We start from the raw sequence: 11,817 nt of genomic DNA, 5'->3' as shown, positions 1-11,817 counted from the left end.
CCATAGCCTAGGTGGTATCTTAAAAAATAACCCTAATTCTTTAAGTCGTTGACCGGGAGTTGAACCACAGGATTTATGGGGTTTCCATCGGCATCGATTTCAATGATGGCGTCGAAACCCAATTCATCCAGTTTATCAACGATTTTGGCCCTATCCCCTACCATGAACCAGTTAACCGCTTCCGGCCGTATAACCTCTTTGCTTACCTCATGTATGTCCTTCAAAGAGAGGTTCCTTACATTCTGATCATACTTTTGGTAATAGTCATCGGACAAATCGTATTTGACCAATTTGGTCATGGAACTATTTACGGCACTATTGGTCTCCCATTGACCTGGTAATTTTAAAACCTGATTGGTCTTTACCTTGTCCAACTCTTGTTGGGTGGCCGGTCTGGTTGAAATGAATTCAGAAATTTCTTTGCGGAGCTCCGTAACGGATTCAGCGGACTTATCCGTTTGAACCGGAGCATATACAAGGAAAGGCCGTTCTTCCTTGTTGGACATAACAAATCCTCCCGCACCATAGGCCCAATGCTTGTCTTCCCTTAAATTCATATTGATGCGCGAGGTAAAGTCTCCACCCAAAATACTGACCATTTGCTCCAAAGCGATTTCGGATACAGCTCCATACTTATCCGTAAGATGGCCCGCCAGGATAATGGATTGTTGCGATTCCGGTCTATTGACCAGATACAACGTATTTTTGGTATTTACTTTAGGTGCATTGAAGGTTATGGAAGGTACATCGGACTTTTTCCATTTTCCCAATGATTTTTCCAGCTTGGATTTTAATTCCGTCATATCTACGTCCCCGGTGATCACCAATGTAGCGTTATTCGGTCGTATCCATGTTTTGTAGAATTTCAGTGCGTCTTCCCGGGTAAGTTTTGCCACAGTTTCCTCATAGCCCGTTCCGGTATAGGGATTACTATAAGGGTGGTCTTCGCCATACAGATACTTGTTCATAACCCGCAACGCCATGGCAATAGGTTGGGATTTCTCTTTTTTAATGCTATTTATCTGTTCATTTTTCAACCGATCAAATTCCTTTTCCGGGAAAGCCGGGTTAAGTATCACATCGGCAAAAAGGTCCAAACTAGCATCCAGACTCTGTTTGAGTGTGTTTAGATAAACGTTGGAATTGTCCTGGCTGGAATAGGTGTACAAACTGGCTCCTAAAAGTTGGAGCTTCTCATTGATTTCAAGGGAACTTAGTTTCTGCGTTCCTTCGTCCATTAAGTTCATGGCCAATTCCGCGGTCCCAGGACTGGAGAGATGGTCGGTTTTATAACCGGCGTCCATCATAAGGTTCATTACTACAGTAGGAACACCTTCCCTTCTTGCCAATACTATATTTAGTCCATTGGAAAGTCTGGCCCTCTCCAATTCGGGAAATTTAGAACTCTTTTGAGGTCCCAGTTCCGGTAATTTGGACCGGTCTACTTGAGTTTCTTCCACAGTATACTCTGGAAAAGGGTTACACACTAGGGTATGCTTCCCTCGGCGAAGCCATTTTTGTGCTGTAGCCTTAATATCCTCTACGGTGGCACTCTGTACATAATTCAATACGGTTTTGTAATAGGCGGCATCCCCAAAATAAGTTTGATTGGAAGCCAATATATCGGATATGCCACCAAAACCTCCAATGCGCTCCAATCCTTTGATGAAATTGGCAAAATAAGCTGCCTTTACCCGTTTCAGTTCTAATTCCGTTGGGCCATTTTGGATGAGATTTTCAATTTCGGATTGAAAGACTTCCTTTACAGTATCCGGGTCTTCACCGGGTTTAACATTTACCCATGAAACGAAATTACTTGCTATTTCCTTGGAAGCCTGATATGATACTACCGAACTTGCCGTTTGATCTTCATAGACCAATTTTTTATACAGCCTGGAATTTTTACCTCCGGTCAAAATAGAGGATATCAAATCGAAATGAATATCTTCCCTGTGTCCAAATTGTGGCGTGTTCCAAGCAAACAGAATACGGGTTTCCGGAACCCGGTCCTCATATACTTGATAGGTATCCCCGTTGTGTAAGGGAATATTAATTTCCGGGCGGACTATTGTTGGGCCCGATGGAATAGATCCAAAATATTTCAACACTTTTTTATATACCTCGTCCGGATTTATATCCCCGGCTATGGCAACAACCGCATTGGCCGCACCATAATAGGATTTGAACCATTCCTGAACATCTTCCAGCGAAGCAGCGTCCAAGTCCTCCATTTCACCTATTACAGTCCAGGAGTACGGGTGCCCTTTAGGATACATGGCCTTAGTAAGTAAGCTTCCTTGTCTTCCATAGGGCTGGTTCTCTCCTTGCCTCTTCTCATTCTTCACTACCCCACGTTGCTCATCCAATTTAGCTTGGTCAATGGCCCCTAAAAGATAGCCCATACGATCCGACTCCAAAAAGAGTACCTGATCTAATGCTGAAACGGGAACATTCTGAAAATAGTTGGTTCTATCGGAATTTGTGGTCCCGTTTAAATCGGTACCTCCTATACGCTCCAAGGCCTGAAAATAATCGTCATTAAAGTTTTCACTGCCGTTGAACATCAGGTGTTCGAATAAATGGGCAAACCCACTTTTTCCAGGTTTTTCGTTCTTGGATCCCACATGGTACCAAACATTTACGGCCACTATGGGAGCCTTATGGTCTTCATGCACCAAAAGGGTCAACCCATTCGGCAGTACAAACTTTTCATAAGGAATATCTATTTCACTTGCCTTAAATTCCACATTCTGGGATTGAAGGCCTTGCAAGGAAACGATTAAAAGAATGAATAATAAGTGAAGTGATTTTTTCATGATTGATGATTTAATAAACTTTAGCCAATGCCAAGAGTAAATATACTATTTAACGGTCAGGAGTACAATTTTTTATGATTTATCTTACATCTACCTGGAAATAGTTTTTTATCCAAAACAACGGTACGATACGTATCTTTGATGTATAAAAATCTTCACCATTGAAAGGGATTCTCTCCGAATATTACGGTCTAAATAAGGTAAGGTTAACCCCGTTGGAAGGATACGATAGCGTGAATTTTAAAGTAGAGAAAGAAACCGAAACCTACGTTCTGAAGCAATATCCCTATTCAGATGCCAACCAAGAACTACTACATGCCGAAAATAGAGTACTGGAAAATGTTTCAAAATTAGGAAGTTATGATTTTCCGAAAACGATCAGGACGATAGATAAGCAAAAACTTATTGTAAAAGGAGAAACGGTTTTCCGCTTGCTGAGTTATGTGGAAGGCGATTTTTTGGGTAACGTTCAACATACTCCCAAGCTTTTAAAATCCTTTGGGGAATTCTTGGGAAAAATGGACAGGTCATTGTTTAATGCCCATGAAGCTACACTTGCAGCCAAAGAAACGCAATGGGACTTGAAGCACTTCATGGCCAATGAAAAATACTTGAAATTCATTCCCGATGCCAAGGATAGGAGTTTGGTGGATTATTTTTTCCTTCAGTTCCTTGAGAATGTATCCCCAATTGCGTATGAGTTGCGAAAAAGCATTATCCATAATGATGCCAATGACTGGAATGTGCTTTCCAAGGATGGTACGGTTTCAGGTATCATTGACTTTGGGGATATGTGCCATTCCTGGACAGTGAACGAAATTGCAGTGGCCCTAACGTATGTAATGATGGAGAAGGAAGATCCTTTGGAGGTGGCTTCCCATGTCATTCAAGGCTATCAAGATGTTTTTCCATTGGAAACAAAGGAACTGGATATTTTATACTATTTGGTCGCCGCCCGTTTGTGTACCAGCGTTTGTAATTCGGCATACACCAAAACGTTAAAACCGGAATCCGAATATATCACCATAAGCGAAAAACCGGCATGGCGACTATTGCGAAAATGGTTAAGTATAAATCCCATCAAATGCAGGGACACATTTCGTCTTGCGGCCGGTTATCCAAAGACCGATAAGCCAAGACCCGAGGAACAGCTAAAACAAAGGGATTCAAATTTGGGCAGGGCACTTTCCCTAAGTTATAATAACCCCATCCAGATGCGGCGTTCCGCATTCCAATATATGTATGATAGCCAGGGAAACACTATTCTGGATGCCTACAACAATATTATGTTGGCAGGACACTGTCATCCAAGAGTGGTCAGGGCGGGCAGGGAGACCATGGCAAGATTGAATACCAATACACGCTACCTGTATCAAGAAATATTAGTGTATAGTGAAAAACTATTGTCCAGATTTCCACAAAACTTGAACAAGGTCTTTTTTGTCAACTCGGGAAGTGCGGCCACAGATCTGGCCATCCGAATGGCTCTGGCCCATTCCAAAAAGAGGAAAATAATGGTCTTGGAACATGGTTACCATGGAAACACGAGAATCGGAGTAGATATAAGCCATTATAAGTACACTAAAGGAGATGACTTGGGAAAACGGAACTATATAGTAGAAGCTCCGATGCCCAAGGTTTTTGGTTCGGGTTTAAAGGACGATGGTACCGCCGGCCAATACTTTGCAAGGGAGGCCATGTCCAGATTGGAAGAAGCCGTGGGTCAGGTAGCCGCTTTTATAGCCGAACCCATATTAGGTTGTGGTGGGCAGGTACCCTTGGCCAAAGGCTATTTAAAAGAAGTGTATCCCAAAATACGTGAACAGGGCGGTATTTGTATCAGTGACGAGGTACAGGTAGGTTTTGGTCGTTTGGGAGATTACTTTTGGGGTTATGAAATGTACGGGGTGGTACCGGATATGGTAATCTTGGGCAAACCCATGGGCAACGGACATCCCATAGGCGCCGTGGTCACCACTACGGAAATCTCGGAAAGTTTTGCAAAGGGCCCCGAATTTTTCAGCTCCTTTGGCGGCAACCCTGTTTCCTGTACCATAGGTCATGCGGTATTGGAAGTAATCCAAGAGGAAGGACTACAGGAACATGCCCAACAGGTCGGGAATCATCTACAATCCCTCTTAATTGAACTGCAACAGGAATTTATGGAAATTGCGGATGTTCGGGGGAAAGGTCTTTTTTGGGGTGTGGAAATGTTGGATAAAAAAGGAAATCCCAATACTACCCTGGCCCGGAAAATTAAAGACGGGCTTAGGGAAAACCATGTTTTGATAGGAACCGATGGACCGTACGATAATGTTTTAAAAATAAAGCCCCCGTTATCCTTCTCCAAGGATGATGCCGGTGTATTGGTAAACTATTTACACAAATTACTTCATGATTTACTAAATTAGCCGCACTCTAAATCATACCCCATGAAAAACACCATTTTTAAGGACCTAGGGCTAGCCCTGCTTCGGATTGGCGCATCTGCATTACTTTTGACCCATGGCTTTCCCAAATTTCAAAAACTTATATCCGGCAATTTTGAGTTTGGAGACCCTATCGGTATAGGTGCTACCCCTACACTCTTCCTCGCCGTGCTAGCAGAATTTGTTTGCCCCATTTTGATCATACTGGGCTATAAGACCAGATGGGCGGCTGTATTCCCAGCAGTTACTATGGTAGTTGCCGCCTTTATTGTCCACGCCCAAGATGCCATGGATGTTAAGGAAAAGGCATTGCTGTTTTTAGTCGCTTTTGTATCCATAAGTCTTTTAGGACCTGGAAAATACAGTATCGATAAAAAATAGGGTCATATGATCTTTACCAATAGTTCCTTTAGAAGATCGGACTGTGGAATTCCGTAGGCTCCCACCCCTTTTCCTTTAAGGTCCATCTCACGTAAGGAAGATACAATACGGCTTACTTTTTTCATTGGATAGTTTTTTGCCGCAACTCGAAATTCATCGACAAAGTAGGGGTTTATCCTTAGGGCACTGGCAACATTTTTTGGGGAATGGTCGTTAAGGCCATGGTATTGCAATAACTGTGTAAAAAAAGAATGTAACAAGGTCACGGTCAGTACAAATGGATTGTCCTTAGGATTCTGCGAAAAATAATGTACGATCTTGGTCGCTTTAAGGATATCTCGCTCCCCTATGGCCTTTTTTAGCTCAAAATTGTTGTAATCCTTGCTTATGCCAATATGTAGTTCAATAGTTTCCGGTGTTATTTCTTTCTCTTTGGGCAAAACCAATTGCAGCTTTTCCAATTCCTTGCTTATCCTGCTTAGATCGGTTCCCAGAAATTCTACCAATAAACTGGCGGCCTTATGGGAAATATGGTATCCTTTGCCCAAAAGAACTTTCCGAATCCAATCCGATACCTGGTTATCATATAATTTCTTGCTTTCGAACAGTACTCCGTTTTTGCGAACGGATTTATACAGTTTCTTACGCTTATCCAGTTTTTTATACTTATAACAAACGACCAGGACGGTAGTAGGCTGGGGATTTTCGGCATATCCGGTTAATTGTTCAATAGTTCTTGAAAGGTGCTGCGCCTCCTTAACGATGACCACCTGCCGCTCGGACATCATAGGATATCGTTTTGCGTTTGCCAAGATATCGTCCACGGTAGCATCTTTTCCATATAATATAATCTGATTGAACCCTCGTTCTTCCTCGGTAAGGACTTGTTTTTCTATATATTCGGCAATCCGGTCTATATAATAAGGCTCCTCACCTGATAAGAAATATACAGGTTTTATCATCCCATTTCGTATATCGGCAACGATTTGCCTTACTTCATCCATTCAAAAAAAAGCATCAAATTTGCAGTATGCAGAAACTATCCTTTCCCACTTATGATTTCCGCTTTAAAAGTAGGGAAAATAAGATTTGTATTTTTGACGCAATACGCAAAAAGTTCGTAGTCCTACTCCCGGAAGAATGGGTAAGGCAACATGTTGTCCAGTACCTCATGCAGGAAAAGGGATATCCAAAGAGCCTCATCAACGTGGAAAAACAATTGACTATCAACTCAATTAAAAAAAGATACGATGTTGTGGTGTTCAAAAACGATGGAAGCATTCACACCCTTGTAGAATGCAAGGCTCCTAAAATAAAGATTACGCAACATACTTTTGATCAAATCGCAAGATATAACATGAAGCTAAAGGCAGACTATTTGATGGTCACCAATGGAATGGAACATTTTTATTGCAAAATGGACTATAAAGAGGAAAAATACCACTTTCTAGAGCATATTCCTGATTTTAGCCGTTAATTTGCCGTCGATTTGAAAATAGCTGTCGTCATATTGAATTGGAACGGGGAGGCTCTTTTGGAAAGATATCTACCCGTAGTAGTGGAACATTCCGAAAGTGCGGATGTATATCTGGCCGACAATGCCTCTACGGATGGTTCCGTTGCCTTTGTCCAAACCAATTTCCCGACCGTGAAAATTATACAAAACGCCTCCAACGGTGGATTTACCAAAGGGTACAATGATGCTTTGAAAGAGGTCGACGCTGATATTTATTGTCTTTTAAATTCCGATGTGGAGGTCTCCGAAAACTGGCTGGAACCCATAATCCAAGGTTTTAAAGATCTTCCCAAAGTAGCCATTATCCAGCCAAAAATATTGGATTTGTTGCGAAGGGACTATTTTGAATATGCCGGAGCCGCCGGAGGTTTCATAGATCAACTCGGATATCCCTTTTGCAGGGGAAGAATTTTTCAGGCATTGGAGAAAGATGAAGGACAATATGACGGCACCAAGGAAATTTTTTGGGCAACCGGTGCCTGTATGTTCATTAAAAGTGAGGTTTATTGGGAATTAGGAGGATTTGATGAGGATTACTTCGCGCATCAGGAAGAAGTAGACCTATGCTGGAGGGCAAAAAACAAGGGACATAAGGTATATTACATCGGCGCATCCAAGGTCTATCATTTAGGTGGTTCGACCTTAAGCAATATGAACCCCAAAAAAACTTATCTCAATTTTAGAAATTCCCTGTTTTCAATCACCAAGAACCTTCCCAGAAGAAAGGCGTTCTTGATCATTGGAATCCGATTGTTGTTGGATGGCGTGGCGGCAATTCGATTTATTTTTCAGTTCAGATTTCAACATTGTTTGGCTATCTTACGAGCGCATCTTAGCTTTTATAGGCATTTTAGAAGAATTTACAGAAAAAGAGAAAAAGCTAATTTTATACTAAAGTATTACGTCACAAAATCCATAGTATGGTCCTATTTCGTACATCAAATAAAGAAATTTAACATTTTAGTAAAAGATTAACGAATTATAAATTTTGAGGTTCCCCATTGTTATCTAATTTTGCGGCCAGACCAATATATTCGAAAACAAATAACAAACATTAATAATTGAATCCGTAATTATGAAGAGAATAATCTTAGGTTGTTTAGGAGTAGCATTATTGCTATCGTCCTGTGTATCACAGAAAAAATTTGCAGATCTTGAAGCCAAGCACAAGGAAGCTCAAGATCTATTGAATTCTGCAACGGTAAAGTTGAACGATTGTTTGGAAGAGAAAGCTACGGCCGCTTCCAAAATGAAAACCCTGGAAGACCAAAATGCCTTCCTTAAAGCCAACAATCAGGAGTTGATCAACAACATGGGCAACTTGACTACATTGACCACTAAAGGGGCCGAGAACCTGGAAAAATCCTTGGAAAGTCTAAAGGAAAAAGATCTTACCATTCGCAAACTGCAAGATGCCATTACAAGAAGGGATTCCGTAAACCTGTCATTGGTACAAAGCCTTAAGGGAGTACTTGGAAATTTGGATGATGAGGATATAGAGATAAGCGTGGAAAAAGGAGTGGTCTTTGTTTCCATTTCCGATAAACTGCTCTTTAGCAGCGGAAGTTACAATGTTACCCGAAGGGCAAAAGAAGTTCTGGGCAAAGTGGCCATGGTAGTCAACAACAAACCCGACTTTGAATTTATGGTAGAGGGCCATACGGATGATGTCCCATACAGAAGCGGTGTATTGTTGGACAACTGGGATTTGAGCGTTAAGCGGGCCACGGCCGTTGTACGTATCCTTCAAAATGATTATAACGTTGATCCCAAGCGGATGACCGCCGCTGGTAGATCCGAGTACATTCCTGTATCCCAGAGCGAGAAATCCAAAAACAGAAGGACCCGGATAGTTGTTCTTCCGAAAATCGATCAGTTCTATAGTATGATCGAAGAAGGCATGAAAGACCCGGCAATCAATAACTAAACACTAGTTTTAGAGTAAAAACCGCAGCAAAATTGTTGCGGTTTTTTTATACCCCGACCTTTCCGTAATTTCGGAATTGCCATCCCGTTCCTATTTTGTACTACCTTTGTTGAAGATAGTCCATGCCAACCACTACAAAAGAATACTATAATTTTGTTTAAAACGTTAGCTTACGTATGAGGTTATTTTTTGGACTAATAGGGGCGCTACTGGTTGCAAGTTCTTGCAATCTTCTAAGGCCGGTAGCGGCGAACGACAAAAAAATTTCTTCCCGGCCCGAATCCGCTTCAAGCTCCAAGACTTTGGACAAGGTTATCCTAAAAGAGGGAACAACCCAAGAGGGACTTTTTTCGATTCACCGATTAGGGGATAACTATTATTTTGGAATTCCGGATAGTATCCTACAAAGGGAAATACTGGTCGTGACCCGTTTTATTAAGACTCCGGCCGGTTCCAAGAATTATGGAGGGGAAGAGATTGGGCAAAAAACGATCTTTTGGGAAAAAGGACCTTCCAACAACATTTTTCTTCGTATAGCTACCTTGGTAAGCGTGGCCAATGAGAATGACGAGATTTCAAGGGCAGTAAACAATTCCACAATTACACCGATCTTGGAAACTTTTGAAATAAAGGGTCGCGATGAAAAGAGGAAATCCTCCCTGATTGAAGTAACGAATTTTATAAATAGTGAAAACAATTTGCTAGCCCTCAATAGTGCGCAAAAAGAATCCTACAAGCTTACTTCATTGGAAAAGGATAAATCCTATATTTTGGGTATTAAGTCCTTTCCAATAAACACCGAAATACAATCGGTTAAGACCTACAAAGCCAAAACAAGCAAGGGCAAAACAAAAAAAATGTTGCCGGCAGCGACCTTGTCGGGAGTGGTTACCTTGGAGATAAATAATTCGTTCATCCTGTTGCCCAAGATGCCTATGAGAAAACGGTTTTATGACCCCAGGGTAGGCTACTTTGCCAGTTCGTATCTGGAATATGGCGATGAACAGCAGAAGGTAGACCGTAATACCTATATCCACAGATGGCGACTGGAACCCAGACCTGAGGATAAGGAAAAATGGGAAAATGGAGAGCTGGTCGAACCGCAAAAACCCATTGTTTTTTATCTAGATCCTGCTACCCCAAAAAAGTGGAGACCCTATCTCATTCAAGGAATCAACGATTGGCAACAGGCCTTTGAACAGGCCGGGTTTAAGAATGCCATTATTGGAAAGGATTGGCCCAAGGATAATGACGAAATGAGTTTGGAGGATTCCAGGTTTTCGGTACTCCGGTACTTTGCCTCTCCTTTTAAAAATGCCTATGGGCCCAACATAACGGATCCAAGGAGCGGTGAAATCCTGGAAAGTCATATTGGGTGGTATCATAATTTAATGACCCTACTTCACAATTGGTATATGGTACAGGCCGGTGCTGTTGATCCGAGAGCCCAAAAAATGGAGTTCGACACAGAACTTATGGGCGAACTTATCCGTTTTGTAGCTTCTCATGAAGTAGGCCATACGTTAGGGCTTCGGCACAATATGGGGGCCAGCCATGCTACTCCGGTGGAAAAACTGAGGGATGTGGAATGGCTGAGGAAAAATGGCCATACAAGTTCTATTATGGACTATGCCCGTTTCAATTATGTAGCACAGCCTCAGGACAGCATTCCCCCTAAGGATTTAATGCCACGTATCGGGGATTATGATAAATGGGCCATTCAATGGGGATATGCCAACGTTCCAAATAATTTGGATGAGGAAGCGGAAAGGGAAATGCTGAATCAGTGGGTTGTTGACAGCGTTGGTTCCAATCCGAGATTGTGGTTTGGAGGCGAGGGTCGGGATTTTGACCCCAGATCTCAGACCGAAGACTTGGGAGATGATGCCATGGTGGCAAGTAACTATGGGATCATGAACCTACAGCGTATTGTTCCTTTTTTGACCGAATGGACCAAGGAAAAAAGCAGTGACGATTATTCAGGATTGGATGAGGTGTACCAAAGCGTTATAAAGCAATATGAGAACTATCTTTTTCATGTGGCCAAAAACATTGGTGGCATTTACGTTACCCCAAAAACCATGGGTGAACCGGGAGAGGTGTATTGCCCCGTTACAAAACAATCCCAAAAAGAAGCTTTGGCCTTCTTGAACAATCATATCTTTAAGGAACCCAAATGGCTGATCAACAATGAAATTCTAAACAAGACATTTTCCCCCCAGTCCAAGGAATCCATTACCAAGACCATGGAAAGCGTTGTTATGAACCTATTGGGCGGCAGTAGAATGAGCAGAATGACCTTTATTGCAGAAAGGTATGAGGACGAGGATGTCTATTCCCCTGAGGAATACTTGGACGATTTATTTCAATTGGTTTGGGGAGACATGAACGTTTTTTATGCTACAGACCCTTATCGACGAAAGTTACAAAAGGCCTACGTTGCCAATATGATCACCTTGTACAAACCCAATGAGGCAGAAGGTGTTGTTGAAGGTATTCTTGCCAAACTTTCCGAAGGTTATACCTCAAATACCGATGTACGTTCATTGGCCCTGGACAATCTTACCATGCTACAACAAAAGATAAAGGGTACCATTCCCGTAATCACCCATAGAATGACCAAGGCCCATCTGAATTATTTAAAAAAGGAGATAGAAGAGGTCATTGGAGAAACCAAAGATCCGGGAAATCTTTATGTTCCTGCCAATCCAGATCTGTCCATTGAGCAGGAGGACGGGGAAGAATAGC

The 11,817-nt window shown here is 42.0% G+C and carries 8 protein-coding genes; 6 read left to right on the top strand and 2 right to left on the bottom strand.

Translation table 11 applies throughout. The annotated features are described in order from the left end of the window. Positions 1–32 precede the first annotated feature (32 nt). On the bottom strand, positions 33–2,816 hold the full coding sequence (locus ACO06Y_RS16195) for a M16 family metallopeptidase (protein WP_422080044.1): 2,784 nt from the start codon (positions 2,814–2,816) through the stop codon (positions 33–35). A gap of 161 nt (positions 2,817–2,977) precedes the next feature. On the opposite strand from ACO06Y_RS16195, the gene ACO06Y_RS16190 reads away from it, so the two are divergent. Both ACO06Y_RS16190 and ACO06Y_RS16185 read left to right on the top strand, forming a co-directional pair. Then, positions 2,978–5,227, top strand: coding sequence for an aminotransferase class III-fold pyridoxal phosphate-dependent enzyme (locus tag ACO06Y_RS16190; protein WP_422080043.1), 2,250 nt, complete (start codon positions 2,978–2,980; stop codon positions 5,225–5,227). Between the two features lie 21 nt (positions 5,228–5,248). Next, a complete protein-coding gene (locus ACO06Y_RS16185) occupies positions 5,249–5,626 on the top strand; it encodes a DoxX family protein (RefSeq protein ID WP_422080042.1) in 378 nt (125 codons plus the stop codon). 2 nt (positions 5,627–5,628) lie between these two features. On the opposite strand, the gene holA is transcribed toward ACO06Y_RS16185, so the two are convergent. Next, on the bottom strand, positions 5,629–6,630 hold the full coding sequence (holA, locus tag ACO06Y_RS16180; RefSeq protein WP_422080040.1) for a DNA polymerase III subunit delta: 1,002 nt from the start codon (positions 6,628–6,630) through the stop codon (positions 5,629–5,631). 26 nt (positions 6,631–6,656) lie between these two features. On the opposite strand from holA, the gene ACO06Y_RS16175 reads away from it, so the two are divergent. The 4 genes from ACO06Y_RS16175 (at position 6,657) to ACO06Y_RS16160 (ending at position 11,816) form a co-directional block, all read left to right on the top strand. Beyond that, entirely contained in the window at positions 6,657–7,103 is a 447-nt protein-coding gene (locus ACO06Y_RS16175; RefSeq protein ID WP_422080038.1) for a type I restriction enzyme HsdR N-terminal domain-containing protein, read from the top strand. A gap of 12 nt (positions 7,104–7,115) precedes the next feature. Further along, positions 7,116–8,117 (top strand): glycosyltransferase family 2 protein, encoded by a 1,002-nt coding sequence (locus ACO06Y_RS16170; RefSeq protein ID WP_422080036.1) that lies wholly within the window; start codon positions 7,116–7,118, stop codon positions 8,115–8,117. Between the two features lie 100 nt (positions 8,118–8,217). Next, positions 8,218–9,069 (top strand): OmpA family protein, encoded by an 852-nt coding sequence (locus ACO06Y_RS16165; RefSeq protein WP_422080034.1) that lies wholly within the window; start codon positions 8,218–8,220, stop codon positions 9,067–9,069. Positions 9,070–9,245: 176 nt separating this feature from the next. Next, on the top strand, positions 9,246–11,816 hold the full coding sequence (locus tag ACO06Y_RS16160; protein ID WP_422080033.1) for a zinc-dependent metalloprotease: 2,571 nt from the start codon (positions 9,246–9,248) through the stop codon (positions 11,814–11,816). Position 11,817: the final 1 nt, after the last annotated feature.

The organism is Ulvibacterium sp. (genome assembly GCF_965228935.1).
Classification (GTDB): domain Bacteria; phylum Bacteroidota; class Bacteroidia; order Flavobacteriales; family Flavobacteriaceae; genus Ulvibacterium.
This window is presented reverse-complemented; position numbering and strand designations above follow the sequence as displayed.

Excerpts from the sequence above, each read along its gene's own strand:
- ACO06Y_RS16195 (WP_422080044.1), bottom strand. The coding sequence starts at position 2,816 with ATGAAAAAATCACTTCACTTATTATTCATTCTTTTAATCGTTTCCTTG.
- ACO06Y_RS16185 (WP_422080042.1), top strand. The coding sequence starts at position 5,249 with ATGAAAAACACCATTTTTAAGGACCTAGGGCTAGCCCTGCTTCGGATT.
- holA (WP_422080040.1), bottom strand. The coding sequence starts at position 6,630 with ATGGATGAAGTAAGGCAAATCGTTGCCGATATACGAAATGGGATGATA.
- ACO06Y_RS16175 (WP_422080038.1), top strand. The coding sequence starts at position 6,657 with ATGCAGAAACTATCCTTTCCCACTTATGATTTCCGCTTTAAAAGTAGG.
- ACO06Y_RS16165 (WP_422080034.1), top strand. The coding sequence starts at position 8,218 with ATGAAGAGAATAATCTTAGGTTGTTTAGGAGTAGCATTATTGCTATCG.
- ACO06Y_RS16160 (WP_422080033.1), top strand. The coding sequence starts at position 9,246 with ATGAGGTTATTTTTTGGACTAATAGGGGCGCTACTGGTTGCAAGTTCT.